Here is a 16424-nt window from a genome sequence, read left to right on the forward strand (position 1 = left end):
CTCACCCCTCAGGGCTCCCGACCCCAGAGCGGACGGTCACTCCTGGGAGCGGGAGCCGGCGCGGGCCGGCGCGCTCGGGAGCGTCACCGGCGCCGTTCCGTCACGCCCTCGGCGATGAGCGAAACGCCGATGCCCAGCAGCCAGACGTCCTTGGCCAGCGCGATCCCCTGCTCGGTGGGAGGCAGGCTGCCTTCCTGGCGCATGCCCGGCGTACGGAGGTAGAGCCCGAGGGTGCCGGCGGAGAACGCGGTCAGCGCCACCCCGGCGACAGCGGCGGGAACGATCGGCACGAGCAGCGCGGCGGCTATGGCCAGCTCCCCGGCGGAGAGCAGGCGGACGAACTTCTGGGCGTCCTGCTCGCCCAGGAACGGGTAGGTCCCGGCGGCGAACTGTTGCAGTCCCTCGGCCGTGGCCTCGTCCGCACCGCGTTTCGAGAGCCCGGAACTCAGGAAGAACGCTCCGGCAGTGAGCCTGAGCGGAAGCTGCCGTGCCGCCGAACTCCATGCCTCACAGGAAACCATGCCGAGCCTCCCAGCGATGACCCCCGTCCATCCACCCTCCCACCCCTCGGAGGCATGTCAAACGGGGAGCGGTCGGAGCGGGTGGAGCAGCCGGCGCGCCGGCACGTCCGCGCGAGTGGACGGCCACCGGCCGCCCGAACGGCCCGGCCTGGCACCCGTCATGCCCCTGCCTTCACTGATTCCGGGTCGGGCCGGCGGTCATCGGGTGTGGCGGTGCCGGCCGTGCTTGTGCGGTTCGCCGGTCGTCAGCAGCACGAGGGCCAGCCCGAGAGGCAGCAGGAACAGCAGCAACAGAGTCATGCAACCGCGTGTGCCCACCGGGGAGCGGTCGACACCGGGCAAACGGGCGGGCGGGGTCTCAGCCGGCGCAGGCACGACGGATCGCGGTGAGGGCGCGGGTCACGTCTTCGTCCGTCGTCGACCAGTTGCTCACCGAGATCCGCATGACACGGCGGCCGCGCCAGGTCGAGCCGCTGATCCACACCGTGCCGTCGGCGAGCAACCGGGCGAGCACCCGTTCCGTACGCTCGTCGCTGCCGAACTCGGCGCACACCTGCGTGAACACCACGTCGTTGACGACCCGCGCGCCGTCGATCCCGGCGATGCCCGTGGCGAACGCGTCGGCGTGCCGGCACAACCGCTCGACGAGGTCGGAGACGCCCGACCGGCCGAGGGACCTGAGTGCCGCCCACACGGTGAAGGCCCGGCCGCGCCGGGACAGTTCGGGAACCTTGTCGATCGGGTCGCCCTCCTCGTCCTGGATGAGGTAATCGCCGCGCATTCCCATGGCGGCCCGGAGCGCGGAAGGGTCACGCACGACGGCGAGCCCGCAGTCGTAGGGGACGTTCAGGGTCTTGTGGGCGTCGGTCGCCCAGGAGTCGGCTTCCGAACAGCCCGCCGTCAGATGCGCGTAGCGCGGGGACACGGCCGCCCACAGGCCGAAGGCACCGTCCACGTGCACCCATGCGTCCGACGCCCGGGCGGTACGGATCGTCTCGGCGAAGGGGTCGAACGCACCGGAGTGGATGTCTCCGGCCTGGAGGACCACGATCGTCGGACGCGGTCCGCCGTCCGCCAGGGCCCGGCGCAGGGCCTCCGGCACCATGCGTCCCTGACGGTCCGCCGCCACCGGCTCCGGCCCGCCCAGCCCGAGATAGCGCAGCCCCAGGTCAACGGCCATGTGGCGGTCCTCGCCGACGAGGACGCGGACCGCCGGCCCACCCGCGAGCCCGTCGCGGGCGACGTCCCGGCCCGCGCGACGCAGCACGGCGTCGCGTCCCGCGGCGAGACAGGTGAAGTTCGCCATCGTGGCACCGGTGGTGAAGCCGACGGCGCTGCCGCCCGGCAGGCCGAGCAGGTCGAGGAGCCACCCGCCGGCGATGTCCTCCGCCGCCGCGTACGCCGGGGAGGCGGCGCGCATCACGCAATTCTGGTCCCATGCGCTGACCAGCCAGTCCGCGGCGAGTGCGGCCGGTTCGGTGCCGCCGACGACGAATCCGTAGAAGCGGCCGCCGGGGAAGGCGGTCAGCCCCGGCTCACAGGCCGTGGCCAGCAGATCGACGACGTCGCACGGAGGGCTCGGGCCCTCGGGCAGCTCCGCACCCAGCGCGCCCACGATCTCGCCCACCGAAGCGCGGGCGGGTACCGGGCGGCCGTCCAGGCTCGCCAGCCACCGGGCGGCGTGGTCGTACGCCCGTCGGAGCGCTTCCTGTCGCGCGTCCATACCTCGGACTATGCGACCGGCGCCGCCGCTCCGCAATCGGCGCGGCGGGCAGTGCGCAGCCGGTTCCCGTACCGGGGCGGCCGCGACCCGTGACCGGCGGATGCCCGATCGCGTCGTCAGCCGACGGTCTGGTCCCCGTCGGGGACGTCCTCGACCGTGACGAGGCCGCCGGGCACCGAGAGGCCCCGTGACACCGCGGCGGCGAGTCCCTCGGGGTCCGGGTGCGACGGGTACGGCGGCTGCTCCTCCTCGCCGTAGCTCTCGATCGCCTTGACGAAGTAGCCGGGGTGCCAGGCGCCGACGGCCCCCTTGACCTGGACGGCGATCACGGGGCGCGTGCCGGTGAGCTGCTTGAGCGCGGCCAGGATCTCGTCCGACCGCAGTTCGCCCGGCACCTGGAACAGGCTGGCGTGGGCGCCGACGAGGCCGCCGTCGCGCAGGCGCACGGTCACGGTGAGGCAGCTGGTGACGCTCGGATAGGTGATCACGCCCCCGGGCGCGACCTCCTTGACCTGCCCTTCCGTGATCGTCGCCCTGGCGGGTATCCCCACGCCGATCGTCGCGCGAGGTCCCGCGTCGGCGGCCTCGGGCCGTGCGCGGTCAGAGGCCGTACCGGGTGAGGCCAGGGCCACGGTGCCTGCGAGGGCGGTTGCGAGGGCGACTGCGAGGGTGGTGATGCCGCGCTTGAGTTCGATCATGAATCGCCATTCTCCGGCATCGGCTCCGCCGGCCCGTACGGCGGCTTCCGGAAGCGCCGTTGGAGGACCCGGCGGCTCGGACGCGGCGGCTCAGCGCGTGAGGATGACGCGCCGGCGGATCCACAGGCCGCTCGTCGCGGCGGAGAGGAGGAAGTCCGCGACGTCGGGGCGGCTGATCCGCCCGCCGACGCGTCCTCGGGTCCCGTCCAGCGGGATCGTCTCGTAGTCGCCCGTTGTCCGGCCGTCGGCGAACATCACGGGCAGGGCGATGGTCCAGGCGCGGTCACTGCGGGCGATGGTCTCGTCGGCGACGCCCTTGTCCGCCATGAGCGTGCCCATCACCAGCCTCGACGCCCCTGCCTGGAAGAGGGACTGGCGTCGGTGGGTGTCGCCCGAGCCGAGGGCCGAGAGCCAGACGAGACGTTGCACACCGGCCGCGGCCATGGCGTCCAGGACGGGGCCGGCGGTGCGGGTGGCGAGAGTCGACTTGTAGTCCTTGCCCGGCCCCAGGGCGCAGATGAGGGCCCCGCTGCCCCGGGCCGCCCGCTCGACGTCGGCGGCGGAGGCGGCGTCGCCGATGAGAACGGTGACGCGCTCGTCGTCACGCTGCGGCAGCCGGGCCGCGTCGCGGACCAGTGCGGTGACCCGGTGCCCGGCCGCGAGGGCCTGCTCCAGTACCTGCCGGCCGATGGGGCCCGTGGCGCCGAGGAGGGTGAGCTGCATGATCGGGCCTCCTGCCGTCTGTGGCCGGCCCTCCGGGGGGCGCGGCAGCGAGCCCCGGTCGCGGGCCTCGTCTCCACCATCGTCCCTCGCAGGAGGCCCCGCTTCGCGCTCGGCGCCGACGATCTCGCCCGCCGCTTGCCCAGCCGTCGCGGGACGAGCGCACGTGCTCACCTGCTCGTGGGCTCACGAGCTCACGATTCGTCGGTCACGGCGTCACCGGAGGACGGGACAGCCCTCCTGCGATGGATCAACACCCCGCACACGGTCAGGAGGAGGACGGCCACGGCCGACACTCCGAGGGCCGTGTGCTCGGCGAAGAGCCGCCCGAGTACTTCGAGCACGCCGAGCCCCGCGGTCGCGTAGAGCAGCGCCCAGGCCGCTCCGCCCAGGAAGAGGGCGGGGAGGTAGCGCGACAACGGCATGCGCATGCTGCCCGCGAGGAAGTTGGCGGCGGTCTGGAAACCGACGGTCAGGAAGGAAACGGCGACCACCGGTGCGCCCCACCGCTGGATCGCCTCCTCGGCGCGCCGGAACTTCGCCGAGGAGATCCGAGCGGCGAACCTGCTGCGCCGGGCACCGGCGCCCGCGAGCCATCCGACGGCAAAGGTTCCTCCCGCGCGAAGCAGGACTATGACGTACAAGGCCCCGGCCGTGAGCGCGATCTTATCCACGGCACCTCGTCCCGGGCACGGAGCCGAAACCCGCGTCCTCCGTCACCCGCACGGGTGCCCCCGCCGCCCCGCCCGGCGCGCGCTGCGCACGAGCCCGGTCACCGTCTCCCACCTGCGCCTGCCTCTGCCTGTTCCGCCCTATGGGTTGCCACCTGCGACACCCGGACCCGGGCCCGGACCCGCATGCCGGGGTCCGCACGCCAGGCAAGGCCAGCCTAACCGAACGTGCATGCGGCGGACACGGCGCGTCGGGCCGAAGACGACCCGGCGAGGTCCCGCCCGTCGGCCGGGTGGTGCGGACGATCAGGCCGGTGTGGCGAGCGCCCGGGCGGGTTGCGTCTGCTCGTAAGCGTGGCCGACCCGCAGGAGCGTGGGTTCACCGAGGGGCCGGCCGAGCAGCTGCATGCCGAGGGGCATGCCCGACGCGTCGTGGCCGACCGGAACGGTCAGGGCGGGTACTCCGGTGATGTTGGCGGGGGCGCAAAGGCGCACGTACGCGTCGGAGACGCTCTCCGCCGTGCCGTCGGGCCAGGTGACCGTCTCCTCGTCGGCCCCGACCGCGGGCATCGGGACGCTCGGGGCGGCGATCACGTCGACCTCCTCCATCATCCGTGCCCACTGCGTGCGCATCAGCGTGCGCGAGCGTTGAGCGCGCAGGTAGTCGCCGGCGCTCATCAGCTCGCCGGCCTCCAGGAGGATGCGGACGTCCTCCTGGTACAGCTCGGGGACCGTGCGCAGGCTGCCCTCGTGGTAGGCGCCGGCCTCGGGCACCATCAGGCCCCACTGGGTGGCCCGGATGTAGCGGGTCATCGGGATGTCGACCTCGACGAGTCGTGCGCCCAGGGCTTCCAGCCGGCCGATGGCCTGCCTGACAGCGGCCTCCACCTGGGGGTCGACGTGGTCGAAGTAGTAGCTGCGCGGCACGCCGACGCGCAGTCCCGACAGGTCCGTGCCGGCACCGGGCCGGTAGTCCGCGGCGGGCACGGACAGCGAGGCGGGGTCGCGCGGATCGTGCCCGGCGAGCGTCGTGAGGACCAGGGCCGCGTCCTCGACGGTGCGGGTGATCGGGCCGACGTGGTCCAGTGACCAGGAGAGGGAGGTGACGCCGTGACGGGGGACGAGGCCGTAGGTCGGCTTGAGGCCTACGACCCCGTTGAGCGCGGCGGGCACCCTGATGGACCCGCCGGTGTCGGTGCCCAGGGCGAAGGTGGCGGTGCCCGACGCGACGGCGACCGCGGACCCGCCGCTGGAGCCGCCTGCGACGCGTCCTCGGTCCCAGGCGTTGCGGGTCTGCGGGGTGGTCAGGCCGAACGCGAATTCGTGGGTGTGGGTCTTGCCGAGCAGGATCGCGCCGGCCGCCCCCAGACGCGCGGCGACCGTGCTGTCCGCTGCCGCGCGGTGGTCGGCGCGTACCCGGGAACTGGCCGTGGTGGGCATCCCGCCGACGTCGATCAGGTCCTTGAGCGCCATCGGGATGCCGTGCAGAGGCCCCCGGTAGCGGCCTTGAGCGGCTTCGCGTTCGGTTTCGACCGCCGTCCGGCGCGCCCGCTCCGCGGTGACCGTGACGTAGGCGCCGAGATGCGGCTCCGCCGTCTCGATGCGATCGAGGACGGAGTCGACCAGTTCGACGGGGGACAGCCGCCGGGCACGTATCGCGTCCGCGGCGGCGGCGAGCGACAGTTCATACGGCTCCATCGTGCTTCTCCTCTCCGGCGCGGTAGGCGGCGGCGGGCGGGACGTCCGCGAAGTCCAGCTCGCGCAGGACCGCCACGACGTCGTGGATGTGGTTGGCGACCGCTGTGACCGCGGCGTGGCGCTCGGCGGGCAGCAGGAGACCGGCGCGGGCGGCCCAGCGGGCGGCCTCGGCTGGTGTGAGTACGACGGCGGACATGGAAGTTCTCCCTCAGTGGAAGCCGGGAAGCCGGGAAGCCGGGAAGCCGGAAAGCGGGGAAGCGGGGAAGCGGCAAGCCGGAGCGGCGGAGTGGGCGAGACCCTGAAGGCCAAGGATTCGCTTTAGGGCGGCCGCACGGGCCGCACGGGCCGCAGCTGCCGCGCGGCGGCCGCCGCGCGTGCAGGTCGAGCCGGCCGGTCGCGCGGTCAGGCCGCGGTGGCCGGGATCTCGACGCCGTGCTCGGCGAGCAGCCGGTAGCGTCCGTCCTCCCGGCGGACGGTGCCGCCGGTGGGCTGCGGGAAGTGGGTGCCCAGGAGCAGCGCATCGGAGTCCGCCAGGGCGTCGAGCAGCCGGGCGCGGGTGCGGACGGCCAGGGCGGGGTCGATGTCGACGCAGCTGCTCACGTGGGGGTGGGACAGCTGCACGGGGTGGTGGATGCTGTCGCCGGTGATCAGGGCGCGGCGGTGGCTTCCGCGCAGTTCCACGGCCACCTGCCCCGGGGTGTGGCCCGGGGCGGGGACCAGGAGGACGCCCGGCGCCACCTCACACCCCTGCTCGGGCACGTCGACGAGGTCGTACTGTCCGGCGTCGCGGACGGGGGTGACGGAGTCGCGGAACATCTGGCGGCGGGCCTCGTCGAGTTCGGTGCCGGCCCAGTGGTCCCATTCGGTGCGGCTGGTGAGGTAGCGGGCGTTGGGGAAGGTGGGCACCCAGTCCTCGCCTGCGAGGCGGGTGTTCCAGCCGACGTGGTCGGTGTGCAGGTGCGTGGTGATCACCAGGTCCACGGACTCGGGCGGGAAGCCGGCCGCCGCCAGGCGCTGCAGGAAGTCGGTGTCGAGGCCGTTCCAGGCCGGGTTGGCGCGCGGCTTGGCGTTGCCGATGCCGGTGTCGACGACGATCCGCAGTCCGCCGGCCTCCACGGCGAAGCCGTGGCTCGCCAGGCGGGGGACGTCGGCGTCGGCGAAGTCCGGGCGCAGCCACGACGCCTCGTCCAGTACCTCCTTGGTGGCGTCCGGCAACAGCCAGGGTCCGGTCTGGCGCGGGAGTTCGATCTCGTCTACGCGGCGTACGGCGATGTCGCCGAGGCTCCATCCCGTGCTGGTGGGGGAGGTGGCCGTACGGGTCGTGGCGGTGCTCATGGGTGGGGCCTTTCGGATGCGGCACGGTGGTGCGGGAAGGCAGGACTCGGTCGGCGGGGCGTGACGCGCTCAGTCGGTGCGCGGCTGCCGCACGGTGCGTGCGAGGCCGGTCAGGGCCAGCAGGACGACCGTCGCGGCGTAGAGCGAGACGGCGGTCTGCAGGCCGTACAGGTTGGTCAGCAGGCCCGCGAGGACGGCCGGGACGCTCATGGCGAGGTAGCTCAGGACGTAGTAGGCGGCGAGCGTGCCGGCGCGTTCGCCGGGGGCGGCCGGCGGCAGCAGCAGGCGCAGGGCGCCCTGGGTGACGGCGCCGAAGCCCGCGCCCGCCAGGGCCGTGCCGGCGAACAGCGCGGGCAGGCTGTGCAGGTGGGGTCCGCTCAGGGTCAGCAGGGCCCCCGGGATCAGGAGCGCGCTGCCGGCCCGGCTCGCGGCGCCCGCGGGCAGTCGCCGCGCGGCGTGGACGGCGAGGCCGGCCGCGGCCGTCAGGGTGAAGAAGACCAGGCCGCCGGTTGCCGGGGAGGTGTGCGGGTCGATGAGCCGGGCGAGCGAGGGGCCGAGGGAGGAGTAGAAGCCGCCCAGTGCCCAGGCGGCGACGATGCCGGGGGCGAGGAGGCCCATGGCGGGACGGGAGGCGGGCGCGACGGCGATGCCGGGACGCAGGGAGCGCCACGCGCCGGAGTGGGGGCGTGCGGTCTCGGCGGTGAGGAGCACCGCGGCCGCCTGCGCGGTGAACAGCACGAGCAGCAGGAGGTAGACCGTGCGGGTGGGGGCGGGGGGCGTACTGCACGAGGGCGGTGGAGGCCAGCACGCCGGCCGCCATGCCGGCCACGGGGGTGATGCCGTTGGCGAGCGTCGCCCGGCCCGGGCGGTCGGGGTCCTCGAAGTCGAGCAGCGCGGCTCCGGCGGCGCTGGTGGCCACGCCGGTGGCCAGGCCCTGGAGGATCCGGGCGGCGATCAGCGCCGTCACGTCCTGCGCGGTGGCGAAGACGGCCATGGCCGCGCCCTCGGCCAGCAGAGCCCCGGCGAGGACGGGGCGCCGGCCGAGGTGGTCCGAGAGGGTTCCCGCGGTCAGCAGCGCCACCAGCAGGGCGATCGCGTAGGCGCTGAACACGACGGTGAGCGTCATGGCCGAGAACTGCCATGCGGCCTGGTAGAGCGCGTAGAGGGGGGTCGGCGCACTTGAGGCGCCTAACAGGCCGATGAGGACGGAGGCGTGGAGGGGGAACGCGCCGCGGCGGCCCAGCACGGGCAGACGGCGGGAAGGGGACGGCGTGGCTACGACGCTGAGCATGGAGCACCTCTCATGCCTAAAGGCAAACGCTTTGCTTTAGGCAGAGTAGGCCCCGCGTCGCACAAAACGCAAACGATTAGCTTTTAGCTTGAGGGGTGGCCGGAGCCCCGGCCGAGGGCAGCCGCCACGAGGCGGTCGGTATAGGCCGCCGACAGATCCGACGGACGGAACAGGATGCGGTACATCAAGGGCGCGACGAGGGCGTCCAGCATGGTCTCCACATCGGGTACGGCCTCTCCGCGCCCGGCCGCGCGCACACCGATGGCCTTCAACTGCTCGGCGGCGTAGTCGGAGCACCGAACCGCGTTGCCCTGCCCGGGGTCGCCCAGCAGGGCGTCGCGGATGTACGTACGGCCCGCCGTCGAGGACATCTCCTCCGCGAACTGCACCGCCCACGCTTCCAGGTCCGCCCGCAGGACGCCGTGGTCGGCCGGCGGGGTGTCCGGGCGCAGCCGCTCGACGGCCACGTCGGACAGCAGCTCCCGCAGGTCCCCCCAGCGCCGGTAGATGGTGGAGGGAGTCACTCCCGCGCGGGCGGCGATCAGCGGCACGGTGAGGGCGTCCCGCCCCGCCTCCGCCTCCAGATCGCGGACGGCCTGGTGTACGGACTGCTGGACGCGGGCGCTGCGCCCGCCGGGGCGTGTGGTCGCACGGGCACTCATGCACACAGCTTAACGCGAAGGAGTTGCGTCTGGGTCGGTCCAGGCCCCTGGGCCGACTCATCGGGTTGAATCCTTTTGCGCCCGCCGCGCCTCTCATGGGTGTGCGGACGACCGAGTTCGCTCCCGCACCCCATCGGGAGGACCCCGTGACCACCGTCGTCATCGCCGCGGCGCGGAGACGGACACGCACGAGGGGAGACGTTTCCCCACCCGGGTGCGCGGGGTGGTCGGTCACATGGGGTACGAGAGCAGCCGTACCGCTCCGGCCGGCCAGTCCGCGCCGTCGTGCAGCGGCGTCCACATGGTGCGCAACGGCATGATCACGGGACCCTCTGGTTGTTCCACGCTGACGTCCCCCTCCAGCACCCGCCAGCCCAGTCGCCGGTACAGGGCGACGAGCGGCGGCCGGCAGAAGAGGAGTCCGTGCCGGGGGCCCATCGTCCGGGCGTGGTCGAGGGCGGCAGCCATGACGAGGCGGGCGAGTCCCCGTCCGCGTACGTCCGCTGCGACGGCCACCCCTCCGACCCCCACCGCCTCGATCCCGGCGCCACCGACCGACACGGGTATCCGAAGCAGGCCCGTATGCGCCACGAGTCGGCCCTCCAGCGTGATGCCGAAGTGCTCCTTCTTGGGCAGCCATGCCAAGCCGGTGTCGGCGACACCGAACGGATCGGCCCCCTCGCCGAGGATTTCCGCCTGCTCGGTCGTCGTGTATCGCGCGAGGCGCACCGCTGTCGGTGGCACGGATGACAAGTGGTCCATCCCGACATGGTCCTGCCCCGACACGGTCCTCGGTGATCCGGGGTGCCCCTCACCTCCGGGCCCGGCGCTTCGTGCCGCGAGACGTGCCCGGCCGGACAACGGCGGTGAGCGGGGAGGTCAGGGTGACGTGTGTGAACCAGGAGGCGTCCAGGGGGGCCATGGTCACGGACGACGCGGGTCCGCCGAGCCCGGTCGGGAGCGCCGTCGTGGCGGCGCTCCCGGTGGCTTCGAGGCTCGTTCGCCCGCCGCTACTTGGGCATCAGGACGGTGTCGACGATGTACACGTTGGCGTTGGCGGTCTTCACGTTGCCGCACACCACACCGGCGGTGCCGTTGACCGTGTAGGCCTCGCCGGAGCCCTTGGTGGTGACCATGCCCTTCTCCAGGGTCTCGAAGGAGCCGTTCCCCAGCTGCTCGGGCGTCAGCCGCCGGCCGACGACGTGGTAGGTGAGGATCTTGGTGAGGGTGGCCTTGTCGGCGAGGACCTTGTCGAGGTCGGCCTTCGGGATCTTCGCGAAGGCGTCGTTGGTCGGGGCGAAGACCGTGATCTCCTTGGCGTTGTTGAGGGTGTCCACGAGCCCCGCCCGCTTGACCGCGGCGACCAGCGTGGACAGGGCCGGGTTGTTGGACGCGGCGGTGGCGACAGGGTCCTTGGCCATGCCGTCGAAGGAGCCGGCGCCCTCCTTGGGAACGCCGGCACAGGCCGGCCCGAAGGGCTGGTCCATGGTCATCGCGTCGCCGCGGGTGCTCTCGCCCGCCCGGGCCGCATCGCCGGCCGCTGCCGGGGCCGCCTTCGCGTCGCCGGAGGCATCGGAACAGGCGGCCAGCGAGAAGGGCAGCAGGACGGCTGCGGCGACGGTGATCCCGGTACGACGGATCTGCATGCTGTTCATGATCGTTTTCTCCTTGGAGGAACGGTTCGCATCGATGGTTGGTGGTTGCCGGACGCGGCCCGGGGCCGGCGGTCCGGTGGTCTCAGGGGACGGTGACGAAGACGCTGTGCCAGCCGCTCGCACCGTCGGGGATCGTCCGCGCGCGTTCCTCGGTCTGCACCGCCGCGGTGCCGTCGGTGGCGCGGACGGTGAGCGTGTGCCCTCCCGCGGCCGCCTGCCAGCGGTACGACCACTGGCGCCAGGTGTCGGGGGAGTGCTGCGCGGCGAGGTCCGCGTCCTTCCAGGGCCCGTCGTCGACACGGACCTCGACGCGGGTGATGCCGCGGCGCTGCGCCCAGGCCACACCGGCGATCACGACGGTGCCGGCGGCGGGGCGGGCGAAGGGCTTCGGGGTGTCGATCCGGGATTGTGTCTTGACCGGCGCCCGGCGGGCCCACTTCCGCTTGACCCAGTACGGGTCGTAGGCGTCGAACGTCGTCAGCTCGATCTCGGTGATCCACTTGCAGGCCGACACGTAGCCGTACAGGCCCGGTACGAGCATCCGGACGGGATAGCCGTGCGCGAAGGGAAGGGGCTCGCCGTTCATGCCGACCGCGAGCATCGCGTCGCGCCCGTCCATCACGTCCTCGACGGGGGATCCAAGGGTCATGCCGTCCACGGAGCGGGCCACCAACTGGTCGGCCCCGCCGCCCTTCGACGGCGCTCGGACGCCGCATTCGGCGAGCAGGCCGGCCAGTGGGACACCGAGCCAGCGGGCGGTGCCGACGTAGGGCCCGCCCACCTCGTTGGACACGCACGTCAGGGTGATGTCGCGCTCGATCAGCGGTCGGGCCAGAAGCTGGGCGAGGGTGTAGCTGCGCGGCCGGGCGATGCCTTTCCCGTGGATCCGCAGCCGCCAGGAGCCGGCGTCGACCTCGGGTACGACGAGGGCGGTGTCGACCCGGTAGAAGTCCCGGTTGGGTGTGGTGAAGGCGCTGATGCCCCCAACCCCCGGCCGCGCTCCGGCCGGCACCGCGGGCGCCGGTGACGAGGGGGCGGGCAGCGCGAGGCTGTCGCGGGAGGCCGCGGCGCCCCGGCCGCGCCGCCCGGACAGGGCACGGCCGGCCACCCCGGCTCCGGTGGCGGCCGCGGCGGTCACGGCCGCCACGGTCAGGAACCCCCGTCGGCTCCAGCCGCTCCCGGTGCCCGTGTCACCTGAAGTGGAGCCGACGGGGGCGGCTTTGGCGGCCAGGCCGTACAGGACGGCCGCGGCCGCGAGGGCGCCGAGGGCGGAGGGGAGGGCGTCACCGGCACCCTCGGAATCGGGCCTGCTCAGGGCGGCGGCCGCGCCGAGGACCCCGAAGGCCAGGACCCCTGCCGCCCCCGCGCGCCGGTACGAAAGCGATACGACCCCCAGGACGACCGCGAAGAGTGCCAGCAGGAGCAGGATGCCGACCTGAAGGACGGTCTTGTCGTTCTCCCCGAACGTGCGGATCGCGAAGTCCTTCATCCCCGCTGGCGTGCGGTCGATGACCGCACCACCGACCACCGTCACCGGTCCGGCGGCCGGCCGCACGAGACCGGCGGTCAGCTCGGCGACGGCCAGCGCGCTGAACCCGGCCAGAAGCCCGGTCGACGCCCCACGGGCGGTACGGAGGAGGGTGTTGCGGAGGCTGCTCACACCCGGCATTCGCCCCCACGCGCCGGGCGGATTGCCCCCCTCACCCGAACGAGTGACAGCCGCCGTCTCGTGGCCACCAGGGCCCCTGCACGTCTGCGACGGTGACGCCCTTGCCACCCCATCCGGACCCGCCCCCGCCCCGCCACGAAGTCCGGGCGGGAGGCCATCCGTACGGCTCTGCGGCCGGTCCGCGCCAACGAGCGGCCCGGTGGCGCCCGACTCGCGAAGGACTTCCATGCCATGGACACCCCGTCTCCGGGAGGCCGGCCCCGGCCGCCCCGCCGACCACGCAGACCACACCGATCACGCCGAGCTCATGCAACAGGTCGCGCGCGGCGACAAGCAGGCCTTCTCGGCCCTGTACGACGCTCTCGCACCCATGGTCTTCGGGATCGTGGTCAAGGTGGTGCGGGACCGTGCCCAGTCGGAAGAGGTCGCCCAAGAGGTCATGATCGACCTGTGGCGTCAGGCCGCCCGCTTTCGGCCTGAGGCGGGCAGCGTGACCACTTGGGCGTCGACCATCGCCCACCGGAGGGCGGTCGACCGCGTCCGCTCGGCACAGGCCGCCGCCGACCGCGAACAGGCCCAGGCGGCCCGCGAGCACCGGACGGCGTTCGACGAGGTTGCCGAGGAGGTCGAGACCCGCCTGGCGAGCGAGCAGGTACGCCGCTGTCTGCGCGGCCTGACCGAACTCCAGCGCCAGGCCGTGACCCTGGCCTACTTCGGGGGTCTGACCTACCGTGAAGTCGCCCAGACGCTTCGCACGCCGCTCCCGACCGTCAAGACACGCATGCGCGACGGGCTGATCCGGCTTCGCGACTGCATGGGGGTGACCGCGTGAATCGGCACGGATCCGATGTCCACGGCCTGGCCGCCCCGTACGCGCTGGACGCGCTGGACCCCGGCGAGCGCGCGGAGTTCGCCGCCCACCTGACCGCGTGCGAGGCCTGCCGGCAGGACGTGGCGGACTTCCTGGCCACCGCCGCGCGCCTGGCGGCCTCCGCGGCCCGGGCCGCTCCCGACCCGATGAAACAGCGCACGCTGGCGGCCGTCGATCACGTACGGCAGCTCCCGCTGCGGGTTTCCGCGGACGCCCCGGTCCCTTGGCGTGGCGTGCTGCGCCGCAAGGTGCTGCCGATGGCCTTGGCCGCGAGCCTGGTCGCGGCGGCCTCGTTCGCCGGTCTGGCCGCCTGGGAGCACCAGGAGAAGCAGCGGCTGGAGCAGCGGGCCCGGCGGAGCGAGCAGCATGTGGACGCCGTCGGCGGCGTCCTGGCCGCGCCGGACGTGCGCACGGTCCACGGCCGGGCCGCCAACGGGGCCTTGACCTCGGTCGTCTTCTCCGACCTGCGGAACAGGGCCGTCTTCACGGCCTCCGGCCTGCCCGCGCCGCCCAGGGGCAAGACGTACCAGCTGTGGCTCGACCACGACGGGACCATGCGCCCGGCCGGGTTCATCCGCCGGGACGGAACCGTCGTGCTCGACGGCGACACGGCCGGCGCGACCGCCGTCGGTCTGACCCTCGAACCAGCCGCCGGCTCCCCGCAACCCACCGCCGTCCCCCTGCTCCTGATGGCCCTCCCCGCCTGAAGCCGCGGCCCAAAGGTGATGCAACTCGGTTATCAGGTAATAGAGTTGATAATGCACCGACCGGGTGCGCCCTGGTGAGGGGGAGGGGTCAGCGTGTCACGAGGCTGGCCGCCGGTCACGTTCGCGAGAACAAGGGGGCTTGTCTGCCATGCGCTGGTGGAAGCGCCGCGCCGGTGCCGAGGAAGGGGCCGGAGGCCGCAACGGACAGGGCGTTCCCGTGACCGTCACCGACACCGGGGACGCCCACGCCGCGGACGGATCGACTGCCGTGACCGGCTTCCGTTCAACGGCTGTGGAACCTGCCGCCGGCGGACAGGTCAGCGACACGGGGGACGCGAACGCAGCCGCAGGGAGCATCGCCAACACCGGACACTTCCACATCGACGGCCAGTTCTCGGGGACCGCGCACACCGTCGTACAGGCCGCAGTCATCAACCGGCTCACGATCGCGGGAACGGCGGCGGTTCCTCTGCCGATGCCGCATCGGCTACCGCCCAGAGTCGCCGGCTTCAGGAACCGTGAGGCGGCCCTGAGCAGCCTGAACGTGAAGCTGGAGCGGCGCCGGGTGGACGAGTAGCCCGCCGTCGTGATCGTGAGCGGCATGGGCGGCGTGGGCAAGACATCGCTCGCCGTCCACTGGTTCCACGCGATCGCCGACCGGTTCCCCGACGGCCAGCTCTACGCCAACCTGCGCGGATTCTCGGACGGACCCGACGCCACGGCGAGCCAGGTGCTCGAACAGTTCCTGCGTGCGCTGGACGTACCCGTGGACAAGATCCCCGACGAAGAGGACGGCCGCGCCGCCCTCTTCCGATCGGTCACCCATGGCCGGTCGCTCCTGCTGCTCCTCGACAATGCCCTGGACGCCCGCCAGGTCCGGCCGCTGATCCCTTCGGCCGGCACTTCGCTCACCGTCATCACGAGCCGCAACAGGCTCGCCGGACTCGCGGTCCAGCTCGGGGCGCTCCGCATCGCCCTGGAACCGTTCGACGGCCGCGTCGCGGTCGAGACGCTCGTCGGTGACCGGGACGGCCTACCGGAGAACGAGCTGCTGCTGGCGGACGACATCGCCCGCAAGTGCGGATGCCTCCCCCTGACACTGCGGCTCGCTCTCGAACGGTTGGCGAGCCGAGGCATCGGCTCGTTCGGCGACCACGCCACGGCGATCATCGGAGAACTACAGGACGCGCGTGCCGCTCTGGACACCTTCGCGTCCTCGCTCCGGGGCGCCGTCACGTGCTGCCGGAGGAGGCGGCGGGCGAACCGTTCGCCTCGTACGAGGAGGCCCTCGCCTGGTGCGACACGGAGAGGCTGAACTCCGTGGCGATGGTCCGGGAGGCCGCGGCGATCGGTGAGGACGGCCTGTGCTGGCGCCTCGCCATGGCCCTGATCACCCCGCTCGTCCTGCCCTCCTACCACGCGGACCGCCGTGAGGTCTGCGAGATCGGGCTGGACGCCGCCCGCAGGGCCGGTGACGCCTGGGGCGAGGCGTGGAGCCTGATGAGCCTCGGGGGCGCGCTGCGCGAACTGGGCCTGAACGAGGAGGCCGCCGAGAAGAACCGGGAAGCGGTGTCGCTGTGGCGCGGACTGGGAGATGCCGAGGGCGAGGGCAAGACCCTGAACAACTGCTCGGTGACCTGCACCTGGCACAGGGCGACCTGGAGGCGGCCGAGCAGAACTACCGGGAGAGCCTGGGGCTGCGGGCCTCGGCCGACCGCCAGAGCATCGGGTTCGCCCTCACCGGCCTGGCCGAGGTCGCACTGCTGCGGGGCGATCCGGACTCCGCGCAGGCGGGCTTCGGCGAAGCCGCCGACGCGTTTGCGGAGTCCGGCCATCCGTACGGTCAGGCCATCGCCCTGCGCTCCCGCGCGCGCTGCTTCCGCGATCTGGGGCGCGCAGACGACGCGCACGCCACGCTGCTGAACGCCTTGGCCCTGCTGGAGGCGGCCGGCGATCCCGCGGCGGACGAGGTGCGGCGCGAGATCGAGGAGCTCGGCGAGGAGGGCGAAGAAGGGCCGTGAGACCGGTCCCGCCGGCGGCGCGGGGAAGTACGGCGGTCGCCCGGGCGCATCGCCATGAGCGCCCGCGGCCCCGGCAGCCCCTGCCGGATGGGCCGTCACATGTGCTCAACGACGCTGTCCCGGTAGGTCCAACGGCTGGATGCCGAGCGTTGGTTCCCCACGGGGATGTGACGTTTCGCCCC

General features: G+C 73.2%; 18 protein-coding genes and 1 pseudogene. 5 read left to right on the plus strand and 14 right to left on the minus strand.

Features of this window, described 5'->3' with window-relative positions; genetic code table 11:
• Positions 1 to 83: 83 nt before the first annotated feature.
• The 14 genes and pseudogenes from ACFYXV_RS31280 to ACFYXV_RS31345 all read right to left on the minus strand — a co-directional run bounded on the left by ACFYXV_RS31280 (position 84) and on the right by ACFYXV_RS31345 (position 12643).
• Complete coding sequence (locus ACFYXV_RS31280) at positions 84 to 521, minus strand: hypothetical protein (RefSeq protein ID WP_389384697.1); 438 nt, start codon at positions 519 to 521, stop codon at positions 84 to 86.
• 358 nt (positions 522 to 879) lie between these two features.
• A complete protein-coding gene (locus ACFYXV_RS31285) occupies positions 880 to 2244 on the minus strand; it encodes a pyridoxal phosphate-dependent decarboxylase family protein (protein WP_389384698.1) in 1365 nt (454 codons plus the stop codon).
• A 116-nt stretch (positions 2245 to 2360) separates the two neighbouring features.
• Positions 2361 to 2942 (minus strand): hypothetical protein, encoded by a 582-nt coding sequence (locus ACFYXV_RS31290; protein WP_389384699.1) that lies wholly within the window; start codon positions 2940 to 2942, stop codon positions 2361 to 2363.
• A 90-nt stretch (positions 2943 to 3032) separates the two neighbouring features.
• Positions 3033 to 3665 carry an NAD(P)-dependent oxidoreductase gene (locus ACFYXV_RS31295; protein ID WP_389384700.1) on the minus strand — a complete coding sequence of 211 codons (633 nt, stop codon included), beginning with the start codon at positions 3663 to 3665 and terminating at the stop codon, positions 3033 to 3035.
• A 191-nt stretch (positions 3666 to 3856) separates the two neighbouring features.
• Complete coding sequence (locus tag ACFYXV_RS31300; protein WP_385462452.1) at positions 3857 to 4336, minus strand: DedA family protein; 480 nt, start codon at positions 4334 to 4336, stop codon at positions 3857 to 3859.
• 303 nt (positions 4337 to 4639) lie between these two features.
• On the minus strand, positions 4640 to 6031 hold the full coding sequence (locus ACFYXV_RS31305) for an amidase (protein ID WP_389384701.1): 1392 nt from the start codon (positions 6029 to 6031) through the stop codon (positions 4640 to 4642).
• Positions 6018 to 6227 carry a hypothetical protein gene (locus tag ACFYXV_RS31310; RefSeq protein WP_385462446.1) on the minus strand — a complete coding sequence of 70 codons (210 nt, stop codon included), beginning with the start codon at positions 6225 to 6227 and terminating at the stop codon, positions 6018 to 6020. Before ACFYXV_RS31310 ends, ACFYXV_RS31305 begins: the two co-directional genes overlap by 14 nt.
• A gap of 206 nt (positions 6228 to 6433) precedes the next feature.
• Positions 6434 to 7366: an MBL fold metallo-hydrolase gene (locus tag ACFYXV_RS31315; protein WP_389384702.1), complete on the minus strand. Its 933-nt coding sequence runs from the start codon at positions 7364 to 7366 to the stop codon at positions 6434 to 6436.
• 69 nt (positions 7367 to 7435) lie between these two features.
• Positions 7436 to 8104 (minus strand): hypothetical protein, encoded by a 669-nt coding sequence (locus tag ACFYXV_RS31320; RefSeq protein ID WP_389384703.1) that lies wholly within the window; start codon positions 8102 to 8104, stop codon positions 7436 to 7438.
• 100 nt (positions 8105 to 8204) lie between these two features.
• Positions 8205 to 8657: pseudogene (locus ACFYXV_RS31325) on the minus strand (MFS transporter); the annotation flags it as partial.
• A gap of 83 nt (positions 8658 to 8740) precedes the next feature.
• Positions 8741 to 9319, minus strand: coding sequence for a TetR/AcrR family transcriptional regulator (locus ACFYXV_RS31330; RefSeq protein WP_389384704.1), 579 nt, complete (start codon positions 9317 to 9319; stop codon positions 8741 to 8743).
• 231 nt (positions 9320 to 9550) lie between these two features.
• Complete coding sequence (locus ACFYXV_RS31335) at positions 9551 to 10081, minus strand: GNAT family N-acetyltransferase (protein WP_389384705.1); 531 nt, start codon at positions 10079 to 10081, stop codon at positions 9551 to 9553.
• A 248-nt stretch (positions 10082 to 10329) separates the two neighbouring features.
• Positions 10330 to 10974 carry a fasciclin domain-containing protein gene (locus ACFYXV_RS31340; RefSeq protein ID WP_389384706.1) on the minus strand — a complete coding sequence of 215 codons (645 nt, stop codon included), beginning with the start codon at positions 10972 to 10974 and terminating at the stop codon, positions 10330 to 10332.
• Between the two features lie 82 nt (positions 10975 to 11056).
• A complete protein-coding gene (locus ACFYXV_RS31345) occupies positions 11057 to 12643 on the minus strand; it encodes a molybdopterin-dependent oxidoreductase (protein WP_389384707.1) in 1587 nt (528 codons plus the stop codon).
• A gap of 226 nt (positions 12644 to 12869) precedes the next feature.
• On the opposite strand from ACFYXV_RS31345, the gene sigK reads away from it, so the two are divergent.
• From sigK to ACFYXV_RS31370, 5 genes are all read left to right on the plus strand, one after another.
• Positions 12870 to 13475, plus strand: coding sequence for an ECF RNA polymerase sigma factor SigK (gene sigK / locus ACFYXV_RS31350; RefSeq protein ID WP_389384708.1), 606 nt, complete (start codon positions 12870 to 12872; stop codon positions 13473 to 13475).
• Complete coding sequence (locus ACFYXV_RS31355) at positions 13472 to 14221, plus strand: anti-sigma factor domain-containing protein (RefSeq protein ID WP_389384709.1); 750 nt, start codon at positions 13472 to 13474, stop codon at positions 14219 to 14221. Before sigK ends, ACFYXV_RS31355 begins: the two co-directional genes overlap by 4 nt.
• A 148-nt stretch (positions 14222 to 14369) precedes the next feature.
• Complete coding sequence (locus ACFYXV_RS31360) at positions 14370 to 14798, plus strand: hypothetical protein (RefSeq protein WP_389384710.1); 429 nt, start codon at positions 14370 to 14372, stop codon at positions 14796 to 14798.
• Between the two features lie 9 nt (positions 14799 to 14807).
• Positions 14808 to 15536 carry an NB-ARC domain-containing protein gene (locus ACFYXV_RS31365; RefSeq protein ID WP_389384711.1) on the plus strand — a complete coding sequence of 243 codons (729 nt, stop codon included), beginning with the start codon at positions 14808 to 14810 and terminating at the stop codon, positions 15534 to 15536.
• Positions 15537 to 15798: 262 nt separating this feature from the next.
• Positions 15799 to 16242, plus strand: coding sequence for a tetratricopeptide repeat protein (locus tag ACFYXV_RS31370; protein WP_385462415.1), 444 nt, complete (start codon positions 15799 to 15801; stop codon positions 16240 to 16242).
• The last annotated feature ends 182 nt before the right edge of the window (positions 16243 to 16424 follow it).

The organism is Streptomyces sp. NPDC002181, from assembly GCF_042890485.1.
GTDB lineage: Bacteria > Actinomycetota > Actinomycetes > Streptomycetales > Streptomycetaceae > Streptomyces.